Origin of the sequence: Agromyces badenianii (assembly GCF_003070885.1) — a bacterium.
In the GTDB taxonomy this organism is placed as follows: domain Bacteria; phylum Actinomycetota; class Actinomycetes; order Actinomycetales; family Microbacteriaceae; genus Agromyces; species Agromyces badenianii.
On the sequence record NZ_CP028913.1, the window covers coordinates 2058608 to 2082311 of the forward strand.

24 protein-coding genes are annotated in these 23704 nt (G+C 67.8%); 10 read left to right on the forward strand and 14 right to left on the reverse strand.

The window, feature by feature from the left end; translation table 11 throughout:
• Positions 1–609: 609 nt before the first annotated feature.
• Genes DCE93_RS09770 through DCE93_RS09780 form a run of 3 tightly spaced genes read left to right on the forward strand, consistent with a single transcriptional unit; the run spans position 610 to position 3607 of the window.
• Entirely contained in the window at positions 610–1524 is a 915-nt protein-coding gene (locus tag DCE93_RS09770) for an ABC transporter permease (RefSeq protein WP_108595722.1), read from the forward strand.
• On the forward strand, positions 1521–2729 hold the full coding sequence (locus DCE93_RS09775) for an ABC transporter ATP-binding protein (protein ID WP_108595723.1): 1209 nt from the start codon (positions 1521–1523) through the stop codon (positions 2727–2729). Before DCE93_RS09770 ends, DCE93_RS09775 begins: the two co-directional genes overlap by 4 nt.
• The gene (locus DCE93_RS09780; protein WP_108595724.1) at positions 2726–3607 is read left to right on the forward strand and encodes a glycosyltransferase family 2 protein; all 882 of its coding nucleotides are present in this window, start codon (positions 2726–2728) and stop codon (positions 3605–3607) included. Before DCE93_RS09775 ends, DCE93_RS09780 begins: the two co-directional genes overlap by 4 nt.
• Here the strand turns inward: DCE93_RS09780 and rfbA are convergent.
• Genes rfbA through DCE93_RS09795 form a run of 3 tightly spaced genes read right to left on the reverse strand, consistent with a single transcriptional unit; the run spans position 3604 to position 6068 of the window.
• The gene (gene rfbA / locus DCE93_RS09785) at positions 3604–4467 is read right to left on the reverse strand and encodes a glucose-1-phosphate thymidylyltransferase RfbA (RefSeq protein WP_108595725.1); all 864 of its coding nucleotides are present in this window, start codon (positions 4465–4467) and stop codon (positions 3604–3606) included. The two genes, DCE93_RS09780 and rfbA, sit on opposite strands and share 4 nt — an antisense overlap.
• 1 nt (position 4468) lies before the next feature.
• Positions 4469–5077, reverse strand: a complete 609-nt coding sequence (locus DCE93_RS09790; protein ID WP_108595726.1) for a dTDP-4-dehydrorhamnose 3,5-epimerase family protein — start codon at positions 5075–5077, stop codon at positions 4469–4471.
• 58 nt (positions 5078–5135) lie between these two features.
• The gene (locus tag DCE93_RS09795) at positions 5136–6068 is read right to left on the reverse strand and encodes a class I SAM-dependent methyltransferase (RefSeq protein WP_108595727.1); all 933 of its coding nucleotides are present in this window, start codon (positions 6066–6068) and stop codon (positions 5136–5138) included.
• 129 nt (positions 6069–6197) lie between these two features.
• Here DCE93_RS09795 and rfbB point away from each other — a divergent pair, with 129 nt between their 5' ends.
• Together rfbB and rfbD are read left to right on the forward strand one after the other, a co-directional pair.
• The gene (rfbB, locus tag DCE93_RS09800) at positions 6198–7193 is read left to right on the forward strand and encodes a dTDP-glucose 4,6-dehydratase (RefSeq protein WP_108595728.1); all 996 of its coding nucleotides are present in this window, start codon (positions 6198–6200) and stop codon (positions 7191–7193) included.
• Between the two features lie 4 nt (positions 7194–7197).
• Entirely contained in the window at positions 7198–8049 is an 852-nt protein-coding gene (gene rfbD / locus DCE93_RS09805) for a dTDP-4-dehydrorhamnose reductase (RefSeq protein ID WP_108595729.1), read from the forward strand.
• 58 nt (positions 8050–8107) lie between these two features.
• Here rfbD and DCE93_RS09810 read toward each other — a convergent pair whose 3' ends face one another.
• The gene (locus tag DCE93_RS09810) at positions 8108–9622 is read right to left on the reverse strand and encodes a glycosyltransferase family 2 protein (protein ID WP_146184977.1); all 1515 of its coding nucleotides are present in this window, start codon (positions 9620–9622) and stop codon (positions 8108–8110) included.
• A complete protein-coding gene (locus DCE93_RS14435) occupies positions 9619–9903 on the reverse strand; it encodes a hypothetical protein (RefSeq protein WP_146184978.1) in 285 nt (94 codons plus the stop codon). Before DCE93_RS14435 ends, DCE93_RS09810 begins: the two co-directional genes overlap by 4 nt.
• 40 nt (positions 9904–9943) lie before the next feature.
• Here DCE93_RS14435 and DCE93_RS09815 point away from each other — a divergent pair, with 40 nt between their 5' ends.
• The gene (locus DCE93_RS09815; RefSeq protein ID WP_108595731.1) at positions 9944–10900 is read left to right on the forward strand and encodes a glycosyltransferase; all 957 of its coding nucleotides are present in this window, start codon (positions 9944–9946) and stop codon (positions 10898–10900) included.
• A 49-nt stretch (positions 10901–10949) separates the two neighbouring features.
• Complete coding sequence (locus tag DCE93_RS09820; protein WP_108595732.1) at positions 10950–12089, forward strand: glycosyltransferase; 1140 nt, start codon at positions 10950–10952, stop codon at positions 12087–12089.
• Between the two features lie 55 nt (positions 12090–12144).
• On the opposite strand, the gene DCE93_RS09825 is transcribed toward DCE93_RS09820, so the two are convergent.
• The 3 genes from DCE93_RS09825 to DCE93_RS09835 all read right to left on the reverse strand — a co-directional run bounded on the left by DCE93_RS09825 (position 12145) and on the right by DCE93_RS09835 (position 15244).
• Positions 12145–13509, reverse strand: a complete 1365-nt coding sequence (locus DCE93_RS09825; RefSeq protein ID WP_108595733.1) for an LCP family protein — start codon at positions 13507–13509, stop codon at positions 12145–12147.
• Positions 13506–13973, reverse strand: a complete 468-nt coding sequence (gene purE / locus DCE93_RS09830) for a 5-(carboxyamino)imidazole ribonucleotide mutase (protein WP_108596693.1) — start codon at positions 13971–13973, stop codon at positions 13506–13508. Before purE ends, DCE93_RS09825 begins: the two co-directional genes overlap by 4 nt.
• Positions 13974–14086: 113 nt before the next feature.
• Complete coding sequence (locus DCE93_RS09835; RefSeq protein WP_205647418.1) at positions 14087–15244, reverse strand: 5-(carboxyamino)imidazole ribonucleotide synthase; 1158 nt, start codon at positions 15242–15244, stop codon at positions 14087–14089.
• Positions 15245–15304: 60 nt separating this feature from the next.
• On the opposite strand from DCE93_RS09835, the gene DCE93_RS09840 reads away from it, so the two are divergent.
• Positions 15305–15916 carry a GtrA family protein gene (locus DCE93_RS09840; protein ID WP_244284139.1) on the forward strand — a complete coding sequence of 204 codons (612 nt, stop codon included), beginning with the start codon at positions 15305–15307 and terminating at the stop codon, positions 15914–15916.
• A gap of 18 nt (positions 15917–15934) precedes the next feature.
• Here DCE93_RS09840 and DCE93_RS09845 read toward each other — a convergent pair whose 3' ends face one another.
• The 3 genes from DCE93_RS09845 to DCE93_RS09855 form a co-directional block, all read right to left on the reverse strand.
• Entirely contained in the window at positions 15935–16684 is a 750-nt protein-coding gene (locus DCE93_RS09845) for a DarT ssDNA thymidine ADP-ribosyltransferase family protein (RefSeq protein ID WP_146184979.1), read from the reverse strand.
• 190 nt (positions 16685–16874) lie between these two features.
• On the reverse strand, positions 16875–17438 hold the full coding sequence (locus tag DCE93_RS09850) for a PH domain-containing protein (RefSeq protein WP_108595735.1): 564 nt from the start codon (positions 17436–17438) through the stop codon (positions 16875–16877).
• A 6-nt stretch (positions 17439–17444) separates the two neighbouring features.
• Positions 17445–18365, reverse strand: a complete 921-nt coding sequence (locus DCE93_RS09855; protein ID WP_108595736.1) for a biotin--[acetyl-CoA-carboxylase] ligase — start codon at positions 18363–18365, stop codon at positions 17445–17447.
• 175 nt (positions 18366–18540) lie between these two features.
• Here DCE93_RS09855 and DCE93_RS09860 point away from each other — a divergent pair, with 175 nt between their 5' ends.
• Complete coding sequence (locus DCE93_RS09860; protein ID WP_108596696.1) at positions 18541–20139, forward strand: acyl-CoA carboxylase subunit beta; 1599 nt, start codon at positions 18541–18543, stop codon at positions 20137–20139.
• Positions 20140–20147: 8 nt separating this feature from the next.
• Entirely contained in the window at positions 20148–20378 is a 231-nt protein-coding gene (locus tag DCE93_RS09865; protein ID WP_108595737.1) for an acyl-CoA carboxylase epsilon subunit, read from the forward strand.
• 392 nt (positions 20379–20770) lie between these two features.
• Here DCE93_RS09865 and DCE93_RS09870 read toward each other — a convergent pair whose 3' ends face one another.
• Genes DCE93_RS09870 through DCE93_RS09880 form a run of 3 tightly spaced genes read right to left on the reverse strand, consistent with a single transcriptional unit; the run spans position 20771 to position 23704 of the window.
• Positions 20771–21781, reverse strand: coding sequence for a hypothetical protein (locus DCE93_RS09870; RefSeq protein ID WP_108595738.1), 1011 nt, complete (start codon positions 21779–21781; stop codon positions 20771–20773).
• The gene (locus DCE93_RS09875) at positions 21778–23010 is read right to left on the reverse strand and encodes an ATP-binding protein (RefSeq protein ID WP_133411758.1); all 1233 of its coding nucleotides are present in this window, start codon (positions 23008–23010) and stop codon (positions 21778–21780) included. The genes DCE93_RS09870 and DCE93_RS09875 overlap by 4 nt, the downstream gene beginning before the upstream one ends.
• The gene (locus DCE93_RS09880) at positions 22997–23704 is read right to left on the reverse strand and encodes a response regulator transcription factor (protein ID WP_244284140.1); all 708 of its coding nucleotides are present in this window, start codon (positions 23702–23704) and stop codon (positions 22997–22999) included. Before DCE93_RS09880 ends, DCE93_RS09875 begins: the two co-directional genes overlap by 14 nt.

Consider the following 23704-nt stretch of genomic DNA (forward strand, 5'->3'; position numbering starts at 1 on the left):
CGGAATCGGTGATCAGGCCCTGCTCCTTCTGGAGCGTAACCAGGATCACTTTGGCGCTCAGACCGCAAGCCTGCTGCACCTTGAAGATGATTCGCGCCGCTGATTCACCAGCCGCTCCCTGATACGTCGAACAAGTGCCGAAGCTCCAAGTCCGCGTCGGCGTGGTCTCCGTGTACCGCGGCAGGCAGTTCGAGTTCGCACAACTCCCGACCTTCTGCTCCAAGAATCGCTGGATCTCCGCCTCCGACATGGCAGAGCCGTTGTAGAAGTTGGCGTCACTGATGATGTACCCGGGGTCGAACTCCGAGCCGGTCACCGCCGCGGCAGGTGCGGGCGCGACTGCGATCGGTACGATCGTTCCACCGACGACAGCCAGCACAGCGAAGAACGCCCACGCGATTCTGGTCCTGATCGTCAACGGTCCCCGCCTCCCAAGAAATGCGCCGCAGCCCCCGCGAAGCACGTTCAGAATAGGACACGAACACATCGATCGGGGCCAGCGACACTCCTTCCGCGTTGCGCCCGCGGAGCACGCGGCCCACGCGGCACCTGATCAGGGATGACTCGGTAGGATCGTTGAGATCCCGATTGACTGAATGTGAAGGACAGATGAGCGAAGAGAGCGCGGCCGGCCCCGTACGAACGGTGCCCGAGCCTCTGCAGCGACTCGGACGGGACGCCTCCTTCGCGCGAGGCACTTGGTCCTCGTTCATCGAGGTGTTCGGGCGGCGCGAGCTTCTCGGTCGCCTCATCAGTCGCGAGATCCGAGCGAAGTACAAGAACAGCAGCCTGGGCATCGTCTGGTCGCTGATGCGCCCACTCGCTCAACTCCTCATCTACTACGTCGCCATCGGCCAGTTCCTCGGTGCCGCGCGTTCGATTCCCGATTTCGCGATCTTCGTCTTCACGGGTCTCACGGCGTGGGCCCTGTACTCCGAGATCATCACCGCCGGAACCAACTCCGTGGTCAACAACTCGGGCCTGGTCAAGAAGGTCTACCTTCCGCGCGAGATCTTCCCGCTCGCCGCCGTCGGCGCATCGTTGTTCAACTTCGCGGTGCAGTTCGGCATCCTGATCGTCGCGACCCTGGTGCTCGGTCGACCGCCGATCCACGCCGATCTGGCCTACCTCCCGCTCTCGGTCGCGCTGATCCTCGTGTTCGCGACCGCCCTCGCACTCGTCCTGTCCGCGCTCAACGTGTACCTCCGCGATGTCCAGCACCTCGTCGAGATCCTGCTGCTCGTGCTGTTCTGGGCCTCGCCCATCGTCTACTCGGTCGGATTCGTCCACACCGCGATCGGCGGCACCATCTGGGAGCAGCTCTACCTCGCCAACCCCGTCACGCTCGCCGTTCTCGGCATGCAGAAGGCGATGTGGATGGCCGGAACGACCGACACCACTCAGTACTGGCCTGATGACCTCGCACTGCGCATGCTGGTTGCGACGGGCATCTGCCTGATACTGCTCTGGATCGCGCAGCGGATCTTCTCTCGCCTCCAGGCCAACTTCGCGCAGGAGCTATGACAACAATCACCGACCAGCCGCTCGTCCGCGCTGAGAACGTCTCGAAACGCTTCGTCCTGCACAAGGACAAGTCGCTCAAGGACCGGGTCCTGTACTGGGGGTCGCGCTCGAAGTCGCGCTCCGAGTTCCTCGCACTCGACGATGTCACCCTCGACATCGCACTCGGGGAGACCGTTGGACTGATCGGTCACAACGGCTCGGGCAAGAGCACGCTTCTGAAGGTCATCGGCGGCATCATCGAAGCCACATCCGGCGCCGTCTTCCGGCGAGGGCGGGTCGCTGCGCTCCTCGAACTCGGTGCGGGATTCCACCCCGACCTCTCCGGCCGCGACAACGTCTACCTGAACGCCGCGATCCTCGGGATGACGACCGCGCAGACCGATGCCGTCTTCGACGACATCGTCGAGTTCGCGGGCATCGGGGAGTTCATCGACTCACAGGTCAAGTTCTACTCGTCGGGGATGTACGTGCGACTCGCGTTCGCCGTCGCCGTGCACTCCGACCCCGACCTACTACTCGTCGACGAGGTGCTCGCCGTCGGAGACGAGCCCTTCCAGTTGAAGTGCATGAACAAGATCCGGCAGTTCCAGAAAGAGGGGCGCACCATCGTCCTCGTCAGCCACTCCGCCGAGCAGGTTGCCGATGTCTGCACCCGCACGGTCGTCCTCGAAGGCGGCGTTGTCGTGCACGACGGAGACGTCGGCTCCGGCATCCGTATCCTCCGTGAGGGATACGAACGCGATCGCCTGGCAGCTGAGACCGTCGAGGTGGCGGCGCATCCGGCGGTGGAGATCCTCGGCGTCACCGCCACCACCCACGGCGATCAGCCGCTCGGGACCTCGCCGCTCGAACGCGGCACCGACCTCAACATCACCGTTCATGCACGTGTGAACTCCTCGGTCGAGTGGATCACCGGCTTCACACTGCAGACACCGCTCGGGCAGGCCGTCTACCGGCTCAATTCCGAAGGCCTCGATCTCGCGCTTCCCACCGAACCCGGCGAGTACGACGTGCGGTTCGAACTGCCAGCGACGAACTTCGGCACGAAGCGGCTGGTGATCAGCGCCGGGGCTACGACCACACAGGGTGAACCGATCACCCTGCTCGAACCTGCTGGCTTCCTCGACTACGCGGACGACCCCTTCGGAGCGGGAATGGTGCAGTTCGCTCCCCTCGGGTCGGTGGCGCCGACGACGGCGCGATGAGCACCCCCGCATCCGCTCGGCCGATCATCGCGATCCTCAGCGTCAGCTACGGATCCGCCAGCGAGATCGCGAGCATGCTCCGAAGCGTCCGCCGCGCGACCCAGCATCCCACGCTGCTGACAGTAGCGGACAACCTCCCGACCGCCGTCGGCACCGAAGATGCAGTCGTCCGTGCCGGCGGTCGATACACGCCGTTGCCCGACAATCCCGGCTACGGCGGAGCCATCAATGCCCTGGTTCGCAAGCTGCCGCCGTCGGTCGAGTGGATCATGGTCACGAACCCCGACGTGCTGTTCCACGATCATGCGATCGATCTGATGCTCGAGGCCGGCATCGCTGACGATCGCATCGGCGCCATCGGTCCGATGATCCTGAACGACGACGGCACGCTGTATCCGTCCGCGCGGTCGGTTCCAAGTCTCCGCACCGGTGTCGGACACGCGTTGTTCAGCGGCATCTGGCCGTCCAACCCCTGGACGCGTCGCTATCACTCGTCGCAGGCGACCGACCAAGCACGAGACGCCGGCTGGCTCTCAGGTTCGTGCGTGCTGGTGCGACGCACCGCCTTCGAAGATATCGCAGGCTTCGACGAGGACTTCTTCATGTACTTCGAAGACGTCGATCTCGGGTACCGTCTGGGCCGAGCTGGCTGGCGCAACCGGTACGTCCCTGCGGCGCAGGTCACGCACTCAGGGGGCCACTCGACCACGACGGAATCCTCGGCGATGATCCGCGCCCATCACCGTAGTGCCGCGCGCTTCGTGGAGAAGAAATACCCTGGTCGGGCATACTGGCCCCTGCGCGCGCCGTTGCTGATCGGCCTCCGAATGCGCTCCCGGCTCGCGGAGCGTCGCGCTCGAAGCTCAAGAGCCGACTAGCGGGCGATCAGGTGCCGCAGGTACGCACCGTACCCGCTCTTCACAAGAGGTCCGGCCAGTCCCTCGAGTTCGTCGTCATCGATCCACCCGGCACGCCAGGCGATCTCCTCGATGCATCCGATCTTGAAGCCCTGGCGGTCTTCGATCACGCGTACGTACTCCGAAGCCTGCATCATCGACTCGAATGTGCCGGTGTCGAGCCACGCCGTTCCGCGATCCAGCACCTGAACGTGCAGCTTGCCTTGACGCAGGTACCGTTCGTTGACCGTGCTGATCTCCAGCTCGCCACGATCACTCGGCTCGATGGTCTTCGCGATCTGCACGACCGAGTTGTCGTAGAAATACAGTCCCGGAACCGCGAAATTGCTCTTCGGCACTGCCGGCTTCTCCTCGATGGAGATGGCGGTGTTGTCCTCCGAGAACTCGACCACGCCGTACGCGGTCGGGTTGCTCACCTGGTACGCGAAGATCACGGCACCGTCGATGTTCGCGTTCGCGCGCAGTGCTGAGCCGAGTCCGGTTCCGTGGAAGATGTTGTCGCCGAGGACGAGCGCCACCGAATCGTCGCCGATGAACTCCTCACCGATGATGAATGCCTGCGCGAGCCCATCGGGGCTCGGTTGCACTGCGTACTCGATGGAGATTCCGAGGTCAGAACCGTCCCCGAGCAGGGCACGGAACTGCGAGTTGTACTCGGGAGTGGTGATGATCAGGATCTCCTTGATCCCGGCCATCATCAGCGTCGACAGGGGGTAGTAGATCATCGGCTTGTCGTAGATCGGCATCAGTTGCTTCGAGATGCCCTTGGTGATCGGCCACAGCCGAGTGCCGGAGCCGCCGGCGAGGATGATGCCGCGCATGTCAGTCCTTCGCGTTCAGTGAGTCGTAGTATGCCCGGGCCGCCGCCCATGTCGGCAACAGGCCGGAGGCAGCAGCCTCGTGCAGGCCGGGCGCCGCGGTGTCTTTCGGTGAGAGCAGCAGGTCACCGGCGGCCTCGGGGAACACGAGACCGACATCCGGGTCGGTCGGATCGATCCCGTGCTCTCGCTCAGCGTTGAAGGTCGAGGTGACGAGGTAGCTCACGGTCGCATCATCGGTGAGTGCGACGAAGCAGTGCCCGAGGCCTTCAGCGATGTAGATCGCCCGTCGATCGACGTCATCGAGGAGCACTGAGTCCCATTCACCGAACGTCGGCGAACCGACCCGGATGTCGATCACGAAGTCCAGTACGGCACCACGGTTGGCGGTGACGTACTTCGCCTGGCTCGGCGGAACATCGGCGAAGTGGATGCCGCGTACGACTCCCCGCTTCGAGACGGAGCTGTTGCCCTGCGCAAGAGCGAGTGGGTGACCGATCGTCTCGGCGAGTCGGTCGAAGCGATACCACTCGAAGAACACGCCACGATCGTCTGGGAACTGCGTGGGCGTGATCTCGTAGCTGTCGGGAATGCTGAGTTCGCGGATCTGCACAGGACACAAGCCTACTCGACCGTCGCTGGGCGGGATGCATCCCGCATCTTCGACCGCGTCAGCGCGATCGTCGCCCGAGGACGCCGCCCAGAGCGCGAAGAGGCTGAGTGAGTCGCCAGCTGGTGCTCCGGCGATACTCTTCGATCACCTGGTCCCGTTGCTCGACGACCGACGTCAGATGCGAGATCTCCCCCACGAGCGAGCCGACCACGTCGTGCAGCGAACTGATCTCCGCAGGCATCGCCTCCAACTCTGCCTGACGTGTCACCCGAGTGCCGAGCCGTTCGTACGTCGCACGGATCCGCGCAGTCTCGTCGTCGTCGGCATCGAAGATCGACCGCAACGCCTGGTGCGTGATCGGCCCGAGCGAGAGCACACCGAGCCCGTGGTTGTGCGTGAACGTGAACGACGGATGTGCCGAGGAGAGTTCCTCCCAGAGCCTCCACACTCCGAAGTCACGATCATGCTCGGCGATGTCGTGGAAGAGAACGATTCCGCCGCTCCGGACGGTTCCGGCCCAGGACTCGAAATCCGCCTTCACGTCCTCGTAGCCGTGACGACCGTCGATGTGAAGGAGGTCGACGGAGTCATCGGCGACACGATCGCGTGATTCCGAGAAGTACCCGCGCAGCAGGCGCGCGGAATCTCCGTACTCGGCTTCGGCGACGTGTTTGACGGAGCCGTAGACCTCGTCGCCGTAGAACCCGGCGTGATCATCGCCTCGCCAGGTGTCGAGCGCAATCACCTCGGTGTCGAGACCGAGCCGGCGGACCGCCTCGGCGAATACGAAGAAGGAGAAGCCGTAGTGCGTGCCGAGTTCGACGATGCGGTGCGGCCGGATGACGTCGACGAGCCAGAACGCGAAGGGTGCGTGCTCGAGCCACGCGGATGTCACGATGTGCGCGGGCTGCCAATACGAGGCCGAGCTGAGCCACAAGGGCGTCGGCGTCACAGCGCATCGATGGGCGGCCTCATCGTCGCGCGTCGTCATGGGCATCCTCGTTCATGGTCGCTCTGCGAACCAGCCTATGCGTTGGGTGCCCCCAGCTCGACGGCCGTGCGCAACTTGGTCCGGATAGACTCGTTCCGCCTCACTCATCGTCAGGAGATATCCAAACTCATGAGAATCCTCGTGACCGGCGGCGCCGGCTTCATCGGCTCGAACTTCGTCCACTATGCGCTCGCGAATACCGATCACACGGTGACCGTGCTCGACAAGCTCACGTACGCGGGCAATCTCGCGTCGCTCGACGGACTGCCCGAAGACCGGTTCAGCTTCGTGCAGGGAGATATCGCCGACGCTGCGCTCGTCGACACGCTCTTCGCCGAGCACGACGCGGTCGTGCACTACGCGGCGGAGAGCCACAACGACAATTCCCTCGACGACCCGCGACCGTTCCTCGAGACGAACATCATCGGCACCTACACCCTTCTCGAGGCGGCTCGAAAGCACTCGATCCGCTTCCATCACATCTCGACCGACGAGGTCTACGGAGATCTCGAGCTCGACGATCCCGCCAAGTTCACCGAGCAGACGCCCTACAACCCCTCGAGCCCGTACTCGTCGACGAAGGCAGGCAGCGACCTGCTCGTTCGCGCCTGGGTCCGATCCTTCGGAGTTCAGGCGACGATCTCGAACTGCTCGAACAACTACGGTCCGTACCAGCACGTCGAGAAGTTCATTCCGCGCCAGATCACGAACGTGCTCCGCGGCGAACGCCCCAAGCTGTACGGCGCAGGCGAGAACGTTCGCGACTGGATCCACGCGAACGACCATTCATCGGCCGTGCTCACGATCCTCGAGAAGGGCGTGGTCGGTGAGACGTACCTCATCGGCGCCGACGGCGAGAAGAACAACAAAGAGGTCGTCGAACTCATCCTCACGCAGCTCGGACAGCCGGCCGACGGCTACGACCACGTCGTCGACCGTCCCGGCCACGATCTGCGCTACGCGATCGATTCCACCCGCCTTCGCACCGAGCTGGGGTGGAGCCCCGAGTTCTCAGACTTCGAGGCGGGCCTCCGCGACACGATCGACTGGTACCGCGACAATGAATCGTGGTGGGCGCCGCAGAAGGACGCAACTGAGGCGCGCTACCAGGCCCAGGGGCAGTAAGGCCATGCGCTACCTCATCACCGGCGCCAACGGCATGCTCGGGCGCGACCTGCAATCCGCCCTTGACGACCGCGAAGTCACCGCACTCGGCCGCGCCGACCTCGATGTCACGGATGCCGCGGCGGTTGCCGCGGCAGTGCAGGGCCATCAGGTCGTGATCAACTGCGCCGCGTACACGAAGGTCGACGATGCGGAGTCGCACGAGGACGACGCATATGCGGTGAACGCCGTCGGTGCGCGCAACCTGGCCATCGCGGCGAACGGAGCGGGCGCAAGACTCGTGCAATTGTCGACCGACTACGTGTTCAACGGGTCGGCGACCGAGCCGTATGCGGAATCGACGCCGTACGATCCCATCTCGGCCTACGGCCGCACGAAGGCGGCCGGCGAACGATTCGCCCTCGATGCGAACCCCGGCGCCACGTACGTGGTCCGAACCGCTTGGCTCTACGGCGCACACGGCCCCAATTTCGCGGCGACGATGCTCGCGATCGCGCAGTCGAGGGAGTCCTGGTCGGTGGTCGACGACCAAATCGGTCAACCCACCTGGACGGGTGACCTCGCGCGCCAGGTGCTCGCACTCCTCGACGCCGATGCACCTCGTGGCATCTATCACGGCACCAATTCCGGTCGTACGAGCTGGTACGACTTCGCCAGAGCCGTGCTCGCCGAGAACGGGCTCGACCCCGACCGGATCACCCCGACCGACAGCAGCGCCTTCGTCCGACCGGCGCCGCGACCGGCGTTCTCGGTGCTCGGACACGAGGCGTGGGAGTCGGCGGACCTCTCGCCGATGCGCGACTGGCGCGAGGCGCTCACCGAGGCGACTGCGCGCGGCGTGTTCGCCCGCGACTGAACGGGCTACCGGCGACGCCTGGACCGCCGCCCTCACAGGAAGCGCCCGGCGTCGTGCCTCACATCATGCGCGAATAAAGCTCCACCTGCATGCGTCGCGACCACCGACTCTGGAGCGTGGTGAGGTCTGACTCGAGAATGCGCGGATCACGCGACTTGGATTCGAAGTGATACAGGCGCGCCCACGGACTGAACACCGCTGACCGACCGCTCGAGCGCACCTTCATGTTGAGGTCGACGTCGTTGTAGTTGCCGGGTAATTCGCGCGTGAAGCCGCCCACCTCGAAGTACACGTCCCGGCGGATGAGCGCGCATGCTGCGGTGACTCCGGAGACTTCGTGATCCGTCGCCATCGACTTGATCGCGTCATCCCGCCCGCCTGCCCATCCGAACGCCGCGTGACCGGCGACACCGCCCGTGTAGACCTGCCCGGCGTGCTGCACGGTGCTGTCCTCGAAGTAGAGCTGCGCCCCGACGATGCCGACGCCCTCCTGCTGTGCGAGACCGAGCAAGGTCTCGATCCAGTCATCGGTGACGACCTCGACATCGTCGTTCAAGAGCAGCAGGTACTCGCCAGACGCAGCGACGGCACCACGGTTCATCTTCGCACTGAAGTTGAACGGGGCATCCCACAGCACGAGTCGAAGCTTGTCGCCGCAGAGCTGCTCGAGTTGCTCGACGACCGAGTCGGGCGTCTCTCGGTCGGCGACGACGACGAACTCCACGTTCGGGTAGGTGGACCGCTCGACGATGCCCTTGATCGCCTCGACGACGAGCACTCGATCGGTGCCGGCGATGCTCGCGGCGCCTCCTCGAGTGGGGATCACGATCGATACGAGTGGTGCATCGACGATCGCGTACCGGACGCGCCGTATGAACGGCTTGATCTCGTCGACCGCGGCATCCACGCCGATCTCGGCGAGGTGGGCGCTGACGACCGCGTTCTGGGCGGCCGAGGTGCCGGCGAAGTCGCCGGGTGCGAGGTCCTCAGTGGCGAGAACGGCAGGGTTCAGCGCGATCTCCCACCCTGCAGCGCCGGCCCGCAACGCGAGATCGAGCAGCTGCGCACGGCGCGCTTCAGACCTGAAGCCTCCGATGGCTCGCAGTTCGTCGATCCGCGACGTCACCACAGGGCCGAGGTAGTCGTTGCTCCGAAGCCGGATGGGCGAGAACAGCGGCCTGAGCAACGGGTGTCCGGCCTCCGAAACCGAGTCGCCGTACGTGAGGGCGACCGCCGGAAAGCGGTCGTGGAAACCGACGACCTTCGGCAGGAGATCTGCGAGGACCACGCCCCATCGGATGACGAAGAGGAATTCGGCCGTGCTCTCGGCGAGCCGCGCGTTCAGCAATGGTGCGTCGGCGTGAAGGATCCCGACGCCGATGGACTCGGCGGCTGCGATCATCTCGGAGGTGTCTTCGAGGGCCGCATCATCGACGACGATCAATACGTTCGCGGGATCGAACCCGGCGCTGAGCACGGATTGTGCGGTACGCAGGACATCTTCGGGCGAGCGGCCGGCGGAGTCGATCCACCCCTCGACGCGAGCCGCGAGCGCGGCGTCGGCGACGCTCATCCGAGCACGCGCCGCTTGACGACGCGGAGGACGCGCACGGGCAGGGTCACGACGCGCCCGGCACGCCACGTCAGCGATGACTTCATGCCGGCGAGATTCGCCTCCACAGCAACGGCCTCGCTCGGCGACAGCCGACTGGCGGCCTGGAGTTCCTTGACCTGCTGCTCGAGACCGATGATGCGATCGGTGAATTCCAGCCGCTCCTCGGCGAGCACGGCCTCGACGCTCACGCCGACGTCGGGCCGCGTCTCGGGCCATCGCGTGCTCTGGGCGTCACTCACGTGGATCTCATCCTCTCGTCGGCGGTCGTAAACTAGCCTAATGCCCTCGACGAGACCGCCCCGTGAGAGCTCGACCTCGAACCCGGCCTCCGAACGCGTCACCGCCGTCGTGCCCACCTACCACCCCGATCCCGGTGTCCGAGCGAGACTTCACGCACTGGCGAGACAAGTCGATCAGGTCATCGTCGTCGATGACGGATCCGGTCCCTCCGCAGACGCCTTCCTCGACGGCATCGCGGCTGAGGGATTCGTCGTCGAGCGACTGCCTCGCAACGCCGGCATCGCAGCGGCGTTGAACGCGGGCGTACGGCTGGCACTCGCCGGCGGCAGTGATTACGTGGTGAACCTCGACCAGGACACCGATCTGCCGAGTGGCTATGTCGAGACCGCGCTCGCGCAGTTCGCGAGAGCCAACCCCGTGACACGACTCGGCGTCGTCTGCGTCGATGCCGTGAACGGCGCACCGGCCCTGCCCACCTGGGTTTCACCCGAGGGGTTCGGGCTCGTTCCCGAAGCCATTCAGACCGGCTTCGTGATCAGCCGGGAATGTCTCGAGGTCTCGGGCCTGTTCGACGAGCGCCTGGTGATCGACTGCGTCGACACCGAGTTCTGCCTTCGCATTCGCGACCGGGGTTTTCGGATCGCGGTCGCAGAGGGCACCGATATCCGCCATTCGATCGGCCGACGCGCGGAGCTTCGTCCGTTCGGCATCCCGATGCGACACGCGAATGGTCGCCTCGCGACCTACCAGTACCACTCGCCATTCCGCCGGTACTACATCGCCCGGAACAACATCGACCTGATCTTCCGCTACGTCGGAAAGCGTCCGAGGTGGGTCGCGAGCGTGGTGAAGCGCGAGATGGGTGGAATGATCGTCTCGATGGTGAGCGGCCCGCAGCGCCTCGCACAGGTGCTCGCGATCTGCACCGGCACACTGCACGGTCTCATTCGCCGACGAGGGATGATTCCCGGATGGCTCAAGCGCCTGATCACCTGACTTCGTCGTCGGGCGAAAGCAGAGCCCGGCCCGAACGGAAAGGAGCCACGTGACCACCACCCTCCGCGTCATCGTCGACCAGATCATCGCCCCGGTGCCCGGCGCACTCGGCGGGTACACCCGCGACCTCACGAGTGCGATCATCGCGGCCACTCCCCGGAACTGCGCGGTCGAGGGCATCGTGTCGTCGTCGCCCCCCGATGACTACGACCGCGTGCTCGCGGAACTGCCGGGGCTCGCCGGGCTGTACAAGACGACCCTGGCCCGGCGCGAACTCGCCGGGGCCTGGCAACTGGGCCTCACGACCTCACCAGGCCCCGGCATCATCCACGCACCGAGCCTCTTCGCGCCGTTGCGCCGGCACGACCGCTCGGTCGACGGCAGCCAGATCGTCGTCACCGTGCACGACGTGCTCGCGTGGACCCATCCAGAAGCCCTCAGTACGACCTCCGTCGCCTGGCAGAAGGGCATGCTGAAGCGCGCGCGCAAGCACGCCGACGCGGTCGTGGTGCCCACGCACGCGCTCGCCGAGCGACTCGCCGAGATCGCCGACTTCGGCGACCGTATCCGCGTCATCGGCACGGCCCCGCGGGGCGGACTCGCGGTCGGCGTCGATGCGCCGACACGTGCCGCGCGGCTCGGGCTCCCGTCGGAATACCTCGCGGTGCCGGGCACACTCGAGCCCCGCAAGGGACTCGTCGACGTGCTCGCAGCACTGAGCCGGCGCGGAGTGCCCGAGATTCCGATCGTCGTGCTGGGGCCCGAGAGCTGGGGCGACCAGCATCTCATCACGGTCGCCGAGGAACAGGGCATCTCGCCCGCGCGCATCACGCGGCTCGACGACCTCGACGCTGCCGATCTCGCGGTCGTGATCGCCGGCGCCACCGCCTTCATCGCCCCCAGCCACGTCGAAGGCTCGGGCACGGCCGTGATCGAGGCGTTCAGTCTCGCGACGCCGGTCATCCACTCGGATGCCCCGGCATACCTCGAGGTCTCGGCCGGCGCCGGTCTCGCGGTGCCGGTCGGGGTCGGCGACGGGTACGGCGATCGACTCGCGGCCGCCATCACCTCGGTGGTCACCGATTCGAGGCTCGCCGAGCAGCTCGCCATCGCCGGCAGCGATCGGAGCCGCGCATTCAGCTGGCGGGATTCCGCCGAGCGCATGTGGCAATTGCACGCCGACCTCTGATCGGCCTGCCCCGGCCTCGGGTCCGTTCAGCGAAGCCGGAGACCGGCGCCCGCCCCTACTCCTCGGTCGGCTCAGGCGACGGCGGATACACCGCCTGCTGCACGAGCTGGCGGATGTACTCGTAGTCGGGATCTTCCGGATCCACGCCGTTCTCAGGGACGAGCTCGACGTCGACGATCGGCAATTGCTTCGTCTTGCCTGCGAGGTTGACGAAGTAGCCGAGACTGCCCTGCGGAACGTCCGTCTTCACGACCTGAGAGCCCGCGGCAGCGATCTCCTGGAACTTCGAGAGCACGTTCGCGGGGTTGAACTGCGCGAGCACCGCCTCTTGGATCTGGCGCTGACGGGCCATGCGGTCGTAGTCGCTCGTGCCATGGCGCGAACGCGCGTACCAGAGCGCGTGATAGCCGTCGAGGTGCTGGTCCCCCGCGGGAATCCACTCGGCGACCGTCGTGAATGTCTCGTCGGCGTGGATCGGCACGTCTTCGGGCACCGTGACGGTGACGCCGCCGAGCGCATCGATGAGCTGCTGGAAGCCCGCCATGTCGATGAGCGCGTAGTACTGGATCTCGAGCCCGGTGATCGCCTCTGCGGCATCCCGCATCGCCTCGATGCCGGGTTCACTGCCCTGCGCGACGGCATCGGGGTACATCTCGGGGCTCATCAGCTCGACCTCGGTGTAGATCGAGTTCAGCAGGCAGACGTCGACCTCGCAGCCGTCGATCGACCCGTAACCCTCGGGATACAGCTCCGCGAGCGAGGTGCCCTCGGGGAACGGCACATCCTCCATGTTGCGAGGCAGGCCGATGGTCACGGCTTGCCCGGTCTCGGCGTCGACGCTGATGACCCTGATGCTGTCGGGGCGCAGCCCGTCGCGATCAGGCCCGGCGTCACCGCCGAGGAGCAGGAAGTTGTACTTGCCGTCGACGGGTTCCTTCGATGGCCCGGCCACGAACACCGATGAGAGGAACCCGCTCGCGGTCGTCGCGACGTAGGCGCCGTACGCCGCGGTGCCGGAGAGTGCGACCATCACGAGCGTCGTGAGCCCGGCGACCCACGCCCGGGCCGACGGTGCGGTCTTCACGAGCCGCACGAGCCGCAGCGTGTCTAGGGTCAGGATCACCCAGAGCACCGCGTAGAACGCCAGCAGGGCGGCGACGACCCACAGGGTGATCGTGGTCGAGAACACCGTGTACAAGGTCGCCGGCCACAGCAGCCAGACGACGAGGGCCACGATCGCGAGGGTCCAGAGCACGAGCGTCGCCCCGAGCCCGAAGCGACCGAGGCGCCGACTGCCGGCGAGCACCTGGGGCGCACCGGGGATCAGGAAGTTAAGCACGACGAGCCACCACGCGCGACGGGTCATGACCGTGCGCGAGGCGGCATCCGGGTAGCGGATCGGGCTGGCGGCGAGCGTCATCGGTTCTGTTTGAGCCGTTCGTTCTTCTCCTCGACGAGCGCGGCGAGGCTGGTCGCGTAGTCGGCGAGCGCGGTGGAGAGGGCGGTGTCTGCGGTCGCGAGGATCTTCACCGCGATGAGGCCGGCGTTCTTCGCGCCGCCGATCGAGACGGTCGCGACGGGAACGCCGGCCGGCATCTGCACGATCGAGAGCAGGGAGTCGAGGCCGTCGAGTCGCGAGAGCGGCACCGGCACGCCGACGACGGGCAGGGTGGTGACCGATGCGAGCATGCCCGGCAGGTGCGCCGCTCCCCCGGCACCGGCGATGATGACCTTGAGCCCGCGGCCCGCGGCATTCTTGCCGTAGGCGATCATCTTCTCGGGCGTGCGGTGCGCCGAGACGACCTCGACCTCGTGCGCGACGCCGAACTCATCGAGCAGCGCGGATGCCTCGCGCATCACGTTCCAGTCGGAATCGGAGCCCATCACGACGCCGACGAGCGGTGCGGTGTTCGTCTCAATCACTTGACCGAGTGTAGAGGCGTGTGCTGTGAGATGACCGCAGGGCACGCGGCACCGCTGCCGACGAGGGCCCGGCGTCAGTCCTGGAACTCCGCCGCCGCCGCCCGAGCCTCGTAGACGACCGTGTCGAGATCGTCGCCGGTCGCGGTGACGTGGCCGATCTTGCGGCCGGGCCGCGGCGCCTTGCCGTAATTGTGGATCTTGACCGTCGGATGTCCGGCGAGCGCCTCGGCATAGCGGTCGGCGAGGGATCCCTCTGCCGGGCCGCCGAGCACGTTCACCATGACCGACCAATCGTCGCGGGTGCCGGTGCCGCCGAGCGGCAGGTCGAGCACGGCTCGCAGATGCTGCTCGAACTGCCCGGTGGTCGCGCCGTCCATCGACCAGTGACCGCTGTTGTGCGGCCGCATGGCGAGCTCATTCACGAGGATCCGGTCATCGCTCGTCTCGAAGAGCTCGACGGCGAGCACGCCCGTGACCCCGAGCCCTTCGGCGATCGTGATCGCGACGTCGGCCGCGACATCCGCGAGCTTGCCGGCCGATCTCGGCGCCGGGGCGATGACCTCGCTGCACACCCCGCCCACCTGCAGGGTCTCGACGAGCGGCCAGGCCGCCACCTCGCCGGAGGGGCGCCGAGCCACGAGTTGCGCGAGTTCGCGCCGGAAGTCGACGAGCTCTTCGACGAGCAGCGCCCCGGCCCGGCCGTCTTCGGCGATCGTGCCGAACCACTCGGCGACCTCGGCGGCGCTGCGCACGACGCGCACGCCCTTGCCGTCGTAGCCGCCGCGCGGCGTCTTCACGACGGCCACGCCGCCGTGCGATGCGATGAAGTCGTCGAGGTCTGCGAGCGTCTCGACGCGGGCCCAATCGGGTACCGGCAGGCCGAGCTCTGAGAGGCGCTCGCGCATGAGCAGCTTGTCTTGGGCGAAGGCCAGCGCATCGGGCCCGGGGTGCACCGGCACCCCGGCATCGACGAGCGCGCGCAGCACGTCTTGCGGCACGTGCTCGTGATCGAAGGTGACGACATCGACCTCGCGCGCGAAGGCGAGCACCGTGGCGGTGTCGGTGTAGTCGCCGACCCGATCGGCCGCGATCGCGGCCGACATCCCCTCGGCTTCGGCGAGCACTCGGAGATCGACTCCGAGCTCGATCGCCGCGGGGATCATCATCCGGGCCAGCTGGCCCCCACCGATCACTCCGACACGCACGCCATGCACTCCGTTCGCCGTCGTCATCGGCACCCGTGCGGGCGCCGAGTTCAGTCTAGGCCGCGCCCGACGGCATAGGATGTGCCGGTGTCCACTCGCCTCGCCAGCGCCCTCGCACGCCTGTGGGAGGGGCTCCTCGCCTACGCGGTGAAGTTCGGCGTCGTGGGCCTGATCGGCTTCGTGATCGATGTCGCGCTGTTCAACCTGCTGCGCCTCGGCGTCTTCGGCGAGGGGCACTGGGCCCAGTCGGCGATCGGCGCGAAGACGATCTCCACGAGCGTCGCCATCGTCTTCAACTGGCTGGGCAACCGCTACTGGACGTTCCGCAAGCACCGCCGGCGCAACTACCTGCGCGAGTTCGTCGAGTACGTCATCGTGTCGCTCGGCGGCATGGCGATCGCACTCGGATGCCTCTGGGTCAGCCATCACTGGCTCGGCTACACGAGCCTCGTGGCCGACAACATCGCGACGAACGTCGTCGGCCTCGCGCTCGGCACGGCATTCCGGTTCGTTCTGTACCGCTATTGGGTGTTCGGACATCACCGCGCCGACGGCCTCTCGAACCTGGCGCGCGTCGAAGAGGCGCAGCGCACGCTCTTCGAGGAGCCTCCAGCCAGCGATCCAGGCGCTGCAGCGGATGCCCCGGCCGCGGCCGACCCGCCGGGCGACACGGTCGCCGGGTCCGGCGACCGCTTCTGACCCGGGGCTCGCTCGGCGCTACTCCGCCGCGGCGTCGGCGGTCGGCTGGAACCACGGCGGGTACACCGCGACTCGCGCACGCACGCCCGCGCCGGCGAGCGCGGCACGCACTCGGTCGCGCACCGGGTCGTTCGCGACCGCGATGAGCGCCACGCTGTCGAGCGGCAGGCACTCCCGCACGAGCAGCTCGGCGCCGTCGAGACCGGATCCGTCGTCTTCGCGGTACAGCCGCTGCAACAGCCGCTGCACATCGGACCACTCCGTCGCCACCGTGGCACCGGCGACCGCGGCGTCCGCCTCGCTCACGACGATCGTGCCCGGGGTCTCGGGGTCGCCCGCCTGCGCGCTCGCGAGCGAGCTCACGAAGATCACGAAGTCGGAAGGCGCGCGCTTGACCGCGTCGTCGTGCAGGCGGGGGTCGGGGGTGGCGGTGCGCACCGCCTCCCAGACATGGGCGTCGGTGGTGAGCAGGAACGGCACGTAGTCGGCGACCACCGCATCGGTGTCGGCGATCGTGGCGGTGCGCCGGTATTCGCGCGCATGGGGAGCTGCGAGGTCGACGACCGGGACGGCCCCCGCGGCATCCGCCAGAAGGGCCCCTGCGTCGAGGATCGGCGGGAGGTTGTCGATGTGCGTCACGTGGTAGATGCGCATCGCCTTCAGATCGAGGCGCGGGGCGTCTGAAGCGATCGCCGGACGCGAGGCGCCGGGCACTCGAGCCGGCGGGCGGCCGCTGCGGGTCGTCGTCGACCGTGCGGAACGTGGCACCGGGGCGGGCGCGGGCTTCGCCTCCGGTTCCGGCGGCGGGAAGCAGATGGCGCAGAGGCCGTCATCGAAACCGTGTTTGCATTCGTCGGCCAAGAGGAACCCTTCATCGTGCGGCTCGCGCTCGGGTGCGCAAGAGACCACCTGTCAACGTTACGTCCTTTGGAGGCGTGCCGCTGCACGAACCCCCCACTCAGCGCCCGCCCCAGGCCACGGTGTCGCCGTCGATCATGGATTGCTCGGCGCGACGCCGGTCGGCGACGCGGGAATGCTCGTGCTCCATGAGCTCCTGCAGGGCTCCCTGCACGAGCTCGGGCTTCGGCACGTCTTTCAGCACGAACGGCTGCTCGTGACCCGTGTTGATGCGCACATCGCCCGAGCCGAACGCGCTCTGCCCCCACGTTCGGCGCACCGTCACGTCGTAGCCCCGGCTGTGCAGCAGCTCCTGGCGCACCCGCACGAAGACACCGCTGCGCACGATGATGCGCCTCGTGGTGATCGTCGTGCGCCGGGTGAGCCAGCCGAGGTAGGGCAGGAACGAACCGAGCAGCACGATGAGCACCGCTCCGGCGACGATCGCGAGACCCTGCCAAGGTTCGGGCGCGACACCGAGCCCGTATGCGGTCGCTCCGGCCACCGCGATGAGCAGCAACGCGGGAATCGTGAGCACGCGCGCATGCCGCCGGACCCGTGCGACGACGCGCTCGGGAGGCTGCGCCGGCGGCGCGGCCGTTTCGGGTGTCGCGGCAGGCCTCATAGGTCATTAATACCGCAGGTGCGTGACGTCTCCAGCGGCGACAGACCACGGCTCACCGTTCTCACGCTCGATCACGACCAGTCGTCCGTCGGCGTCGAGGCGTTCCGCGCGCCCGAGCAATTCGCGGTCGCCCGGAAGTTCGACCCGGACCTCGCTGCCGATCGTGCCGCAAAGTGCAGTGACGCGGTCGGCGACACCGCTCGCCGCGGCATCCGCCCCCGAACTCGCGAACGCGTCGAACAGCTCGAGGAAGGTGGCGAGGTAGTCGGCGAGCACGGCATCGGCATCGGGCCGCTCGCCGGTGACGAGCAGCAGCGAGGTCGACGTGAGCGTGGGCAGGTCGTGCTCGTCGAGCGTGAGATTGAGGCCGGCGCCGACGATCACGGCTCCGGAATCGGGCAGGAGCTCGGACAGGATGCCGCAGATCTTGTAGCCCGAGACGAGCACGTCGTTCGGCCACTTCAGTTCGATGTCGACGCCGCCGCTGCCGTCGGGCTGCCCCGATTCCTCGACACGTTCGTTCCGCTTGCGCCGGCGAGTGGATGCCTCGCGGCCGGCGTCGGGCTCGGGCGACGACGGCTCGGGCGGCTGCAGGTACGGCTCGACCGCTCGGCGCACCGCCTCGGTCATCGCCGCGCCGGCGATGAGCGGGATCCAGCCGTAGGAGTCGGCCGGGAACGACGCACCCCCGGGGAGCTCCGGTCGCAGCAGCATCGAGATCGCGAGCGTCTTGCCGGTCGGCGCGAGCCACACCCGCCCGAGTCGACCTCGTCCGCGCGTCTGGTTGTCGGTGACGAGTACCGCGCCGTGACCCCACTCCGCGGCATCCGCCCCGCTCGCAGCCTCACGCAGCTCGTCGTTCGTCGACCCGGCCTCGGCGAGGAATTCGAACCGTGGCACAGCCGCGCGCGATCGTTCCCAATCCATGCCATCACCCTACCCAGCGGCGGCATCGCGCGGATCAGCGCCGAAACGGGGCGACGCGGTCGATGCGCCGTGTCCGCCCGCCTCGAGCACATGGCGATAGCCACCAGCCTCGACTCGGTATTTGTAGGAATCCGTCAAGGAAGTCGGCCAGTTGCTCACCGGTAGAGTGAACGGCGTGACCGAAGCGACTGACGGCCCCGACCTCTCCACGACCGCCGGCAAGCTCGCCGACCTCAAGCTGCGCTACCACGAAGCCGTGACGGCCTCGGGCGAGGCGGCCATCGAGAAGCAGCACGCCAAGGGCAAGATGACGGCGCGCGAGCGCATCGCCGAACTGCTCGACCCGGGCTCCTTCGTCGAGCTCGACGAGTTCGTGCGGCACCGCACCCACGCGTTCGGCATGGAGGCCAAGCGCCCCTACGGCGACGCCGTCGTGACCGGCACGGGCACCATCCACGGCCGTCAGGTCGCCGTGTACTCGCAGGACTTCACGATCTTCGGCGGCTCGCTCGGCGAGGTCGCAGGCGAGAAGATCATCAAGGTCATGGAGCTCGCGCTGAAGACCGGCGTGCCGATCATCGGCATCCTGGACTCGGGCGGCGCCCGAATCCAGGAGGGTGTCGTCGCGCTCGGCAAGTACGGCGAGATCTTCCGCCGCAACACGCAGGCTTCCGGCGTCATCCCGCAGATCTCGATCGTCTGCGGCCCGGCCGCCGGCGGTGCGGTCTACTCCCCCGCCCTCACCGACTTCGTCATCATGGTCGACAAGACCAGCCAGATGTTCGTGACCGGCCCCGACGTGATCAAGACCGTCACCGGCGAAGACGTCGGCATGGAGGAGCTCGGCGGCGCACTGACCCACAACACCGTGTCGGGCGTCGCCCACTACCTCGCGAGCGATGAATCCGACGCGCTCGATTATGCACGCACGCTGATCTCGTTCCTGCCCGACAACAACATGACGGATGCCCCGGTCTACGACGCCGAGGCAGAGCTCGAGATCACCGATCAGGACCGACGGCTGAACACCGTCATCCCCGATTCGCCGAACCAGCCCTACGACATGCACGCCGTCATCGAGGGCATCGTCGACCACGGCGACTTCCTCGAAGTGCAGCCGCTGTTCGCCCCGAACATCGTGATCGGCTTCGCCAGGGTCGAGGGCCGCTCGGTCGGCATCATCGCCAACCAGCCGAGCCAGATGGCCGGCACGCTGAACATCGCGGCGGGCGAGAAGGCCTCTCGCTTCGTGCGCTTCTGCGACGCCTTCTCGATCCCGATCCTCACCCTCGTCGACGTGCCCGGCTACCTGCCGGGCACCGACCAGGAATGGACGGGCGTCATCCGTCGCGGCGCGAAGCTGCTCTACGCCTACGCCGAGGCGACCGTGCCCCTCGTCACCGTCATCACCCGCAAGGCGTACGGCGGCGCATACATCGTCATGGGGTCCAAGCAGCTCGGCGCCGACATCAACCTCGCCTGGCCGACCGCCGAGATCGCCGTCATGGGCGGCCAGGGCGCGGTGAACATCCTCTACCGCGGTGAGATCAAGCGCGCCGAAGAGGCGGGCGAAGACGTCGCGGCGGTGCGCACCAAGCTCGCGAACGAGTACACGTACAACGTGGCATCGCCGTTCCTCGCCGCCGAACGCGGAGAACTCGACGGGGTCATCGAACCCGCTGCCACGCGCGTCGCGGTCGTCAAGGCGCTGCGTGCGCTCCGCACGAAGCGAGCGAGCCTGCCGGCGAAGAAGCACGGGAACATCCCGCTGTAGGGAGCGACATGAGCGACGACATCGACGACCGCGCGGCCGCGCTTCGGTTCGAGAGCCGAACGGTGACCCCCGACGACGCTGCGGCGGTGACGGCCGTGCTGCTCGCCGCCCTCGACGAGGAAGCGTCGGTCGCGGCATCCGTCGACGAACCCCGCCGCGACGCCTGGGTGCGCAGCGGCACGGCCATGCGCCGGCCGATCGACGTCGGTCCCGGCCGTTGGGTCCGCACCGGTCGTTGACCGGGTGGCCTCCGACGCCTCGGCTGGCCGAGGACACGGCGTCGTCGGAGGCGCAAAAAGGGGCCCCCGAAAAAAGGGGGACGAGCGTGTCCCCCGAAATGACGACTTTGCACTCCTCCACCCGTCGACCAATATTGTCAATGCAGGCTCCACAGGAGTCGCCATCGTCACCGGTCGGGTAACCGATGACAGTTGGGGGCGAGTCAGGGCGATATTCGGGTTGTCGCCGTGACTCGGGCTTGATGGGGGGTCGATCTCAGATCGGCCCCCCACCTTCATGTCCGGCCCTCTTCGCGCAGGACCGGCCGGATTCTCCGCGTCAGCTCAGGCCGCGTCGACCTGCGCCGACGCTTCGGCCTGGTGCTGTCGCACCGCACGCCGGTCAGAACCGATCACGTCTGCCGCGGGATCTCCAGCCACAGTTCGACCTCGGGCTCATCGTCTTCGGGGTCGGTTCCCTGCTCCTCCTGCTCGCGCAGGCCCACCACGGTGACCGCGACCGGCGATGCCTCCGCTGCGGTGCGGACGATGATGCGGTCGGCCGTGGACCCCGATACCGCCTCCGCCACCCTCGACAGCACGCGATCGCGCACCGTCTCATCGAGGTCGTCGATGCCGCCCTCATCGAGAAGGGTCACCGTGATGCCGCGCGCACGGGCCCGCTGCACCTCGATGCGTACGACGTCGGTCAGCAGCATCCGGCCCCGGATCTCGTCGCGGATCGCCGCCTCGAGCATGCGGCACTCTGCGCGCTGTTCGTCGGTGAGCGAGCCGTTGCGGTCGGCGATGCGCCGCAGCATCGGGGCTGCGAGTCGGTTGGTGTGCGCCAGACGCACGCGACCCTCGAAGAGGTGCGCGTCTTGGGCGGCCTGCCATGCGGCGGCCTCTCGCTCGGCCTGGGCGTAGCGTCGGGTCTCGCGCGCCGCGTTGGCCAGCGCGGTGGTCAGCATGTGCGCGATCGCGACCCAGACCATGCTGCCGATCACGCCCAGTCCGCCGAGCGAGAGCGGCCCGGCCCACACCACGCTCTGCACGGCGAGGGCGATCACGCCGAGCCACGCCGCGGCCAGCTGCCTGCGGGCGGCAGCGATCGTCATGAGGGTGCCGACCGCGGCGACGTACCAGGTCGCGTACCCGTTCTCGGCGCCGGGATCGAGCTGGCTCGTCACGAGCAGCGGCAGCACGATGCAGACCGCGAGATCGAACGCCGCGAGCCAGTCGGGCATGCGCACGCGCTTCGTCGGCCACAGGCTCAGGATCGTCGCCACCGTGTAGAGCAGCAGCGCCACGACCGCCGGCCAGGGTGACGCCGGCACGTCGAGGGAATAGACGCCGAGCACGACGTGGTACACCGAGAACAGCGCGCCCAGCACGAGCAGGAGCCAGCGGGGAATGGAGATCATGCGCTGCCCTCCGCTCCGAGCGGCCACGCGATCGTCACGGTCGTGCCGTGGCCGAGCTGGGATTCGATCCTCGCGATGCCGCCGACGTTCGCCATGCGTTCCTCGATCGAGACCCGGAGCCCGAGACGTTCGGCCGGGACCCGTTCGATGTCGAACCCGCGACCGTTGTCGGCCACCTCGATGACGCAGCCGCCCGCCCGTACCCCCCGGATGCGCAGCTCGCGTCTCGTCGAGAGTCCCGAGTCGTCGGCATGCTGCAGACTGTTCACCATCGCCTGCACCGCCGCACTGTAGAGCCCTTCCATAGCCTCCACCGGCAGCTCGACGCCGCCGGCGTTCACCACCCGCACGGTGAACGGCGTGTTGAAGGTCGTGAGCGCCGCACGCAGCCGCCGCACGAGCACCGGCAGTCCGACCCGGTCGAACGCGCGCGGTCCGGTCGCCCCGGCTTCATCGAGGCGCTGCACGGCATCGCGGGCCATCCGGGCCGCCAGGTGCTCTGCTTCGGGCGAGGTGGCGGCCGCGGCGGAGAGCAGCGTCGTGAGCACGCTGTCGTGCACGAGCGCGTCGACCTTGACGCGTTCGATCTCGTTCGCGTGCTGCCGAGCGGCGACGTCGTAACGCTGCAACGCGGCCTCCTGCGCTGAGTCCACCGATTCGGCGGCCTGGCGCAGCATCGTGATGATCGCGAGCACGACGACGCCCAGCACGACCGCGTACAGCGCGTCGAGCACCGCCAGCAGCGGCCCCGCGTCGCCGCCGGCGGGCAGGAGCCGGATGGTGCCGTAGATGGCCGGCACGACGAGCGTGTACACACCGGCCCAGACCGGCAGGACTGCGATGACGGCCGCCGTCGTCGCGACCGTGCAGAGGTAGTACAGCCACGGCGCGCTGCCGTCGAGGGCGGCCGGGTCGGCGACGAGGAACGGCCACGACACGAGCGCGAGCACGTACAGTGCAGCGAACCCGAGGCACGCCGCGCGTACCGCCACCTTCGTGACGGTGGCCACGGCGAGCGCGACGATCGCGCCGTACAGCACCGCCATCAGGGCGGCCCCGGCGCCTGGCACGAGCGCGCCGGCCTGCTCGAGGGCCACTGGCACGGTCTGCGCGCCGAAGACGAGCCCGAAGAGGCCGACGGCACGACCGGCAACGGTTTCGACCTGTGCACGGGTCACGGTGGCCCGGCGACGCGCGAGGCGCGTCACCCGCCAGTCAACGGCCGGCATCTCCGCCATCGTCGAGCCCGGGGAGGATCCCATCCTCGACGGCACGGCGCAACAGGTCGACCTTGGTCGGCGCAGGGCGCCTGACCTCGATGTACTTCGCCCGGATGCGGTCGAGGTACTCGCGCGCGGTCGAGTGCGCGATGCCGAGCTGCGCCGCGACGAGCTTCAGCGGCAGTCCCGAGGCGTACAGGTGCAGCACATCGTGCTCTCGACGCCCGAGCTGCGCCTTCGCGAAGTCGCGGTCGGCCTCGATGGCGCTCGCCCACTCCACGTTGTTGAGCACCTCGCCGCCTGCGACCGTGGCGATCGCAGCGACCACCGCCGACATCGGCGAGGCCTTCGGAATCACGCCGGCAGCACCGGCGGCGAGCGCCTCCCGCACGGCGGCGACGCGGTCGGCGATGCTGTGCACGAGCACCGCACTGCCCGTCGCGAGCACCGTGCGCACGTTCTCGGTCACCGACGACCCGTCGCCGAGCGACAGGTCGAGCACCACGACATCGCACGAGCGACCGCCGAGCCCCGCGAGCAACTCCGGCACGCTCGCCGCGTCGACCACGACGTTGTATCCGGCCTCGCGGCATGCGGCCCGCAGCCCGAGTCGCACGGCCTCATGGTCGTCGACGATCGCGACGGTTGCCGCGTCATCCCCTGCCCCGGCCCGTGCTGCGGTCACGACGTCCCCCTGTTCCAC

Coding starts and splice junctions, on each gene's coding strand:
- DCE93_RS09855 (WP_108595736.1), bottom strand. CDS start 18,365: ATGGATTGGGAACGATCGCGCGCGGCTGTGCCACGGTTCGAATTCCTC.
- DCE93_RS09870 (WP_108595738.1), bottom strand. CDS start 21,781: ATGATCTCCATTCCCCGCTGGCTCCTGCTCGTGCTGGGCGCGCTGTTC.
- rfbA (WP_108595725.1), bottom strand. CDS start 4,467: ATGCGCGGCATCATCCTCGCCGGCGGCTCCGGCACTCGGCTGTGGCCG.
- DCE93_RS09810 (WP_146184977.1), bottom strand. CDS start 9,622: ATGAGCGTCGCCGACGCCGCGCTCGCGGCTCGCGTCGAGGGGTGGATC.
- purE (WP_108596693.1), bottom strand. CDS start 13,973: ATGGGCTCCGATTCCGACTGGAACGTGATGCGCGAGGCATCCGCGCTG.
- rfbD (WP_108595729.1), top strand. CDS start 7,198: ATGCGCTACCTCATCACCGGCGCCAACGGCATGCTCGGGCGCGACCTG.
- DCE93_RS09825 (WP_108595733.1), bottom strand. CDS start 13,509: ATGACGCTCGCCGCCAGCCCGATCCGCTACCCGGATGCCGCCTCGCGC.
- DCE93_RS09835 (WP_205647418.1), bottom strand. CDS start 15,244: ATGACGACGGCGAACGGAGTGCATGGCGTGCGTGTCGGAGTGATCGGT.
- DCE93_RS09775 (WP_108595723.1), top strand. CDS start 1,521: ATGACAACAATCACCGACCAGCCGCTCGTCCGCGCTGAGAACGTCTCG.
- rfbB (WP_108595728.1), top strand. CDS start 6,198: ATGAGAATCCTCGTGACCGGCGGCGCCGGCTTCATCGGCTCGAACTTC.
- DCE93_RS09875 (WP_133411758.1), bottom strand. CDS start 23,010: ATGCCGGCCGTTGACTGGCGGGTGACGCGCCTCGCGCGTCGCCGGGCC.
- DCE93_RS09850 (WP_108595735.1), bottom strand. CDS start 17,438: ATGAGGCCTGCCGCGACACCCGAAACGGCCGCGCCGCCGGCGCAGCCT.
- DCE93_RS09865 (WP_108595737.1), top strand. CDS start 20,148: ATGAGCGACGACATCGACGACCGCGCGGCCGCGCTTCGGTTCGAGAGC.
- DCE93_RS09770 (WP_108595722.1), top strand. CDS start 610: ATGAGCGAAGAGAGCGCGGCCGGCCCCGTACGAACGGTGCCCGAGCCT.
- DCE93_RS09795 (WP_108595727.1), bottom strand. CDS start 6,068: ATGACGACGCGCGACGATGAGGCCGCCCATCGATGCGCTGTGACGCCG.
- DCE93_RS09780 (WP_108595724.1), top strand. CDS start 2,726: ATGAGCACCCCCGCATCCGCTCGGCCGATCATCGCGATCCTCAGCGTC.
- DCE93_RS09815 (WP_108595731.1), top strand. CDS start 9,944: ATGCCCTCGACGAGACCGCCCCGTGAGAGCTCGACCTCGAACCCGGCC.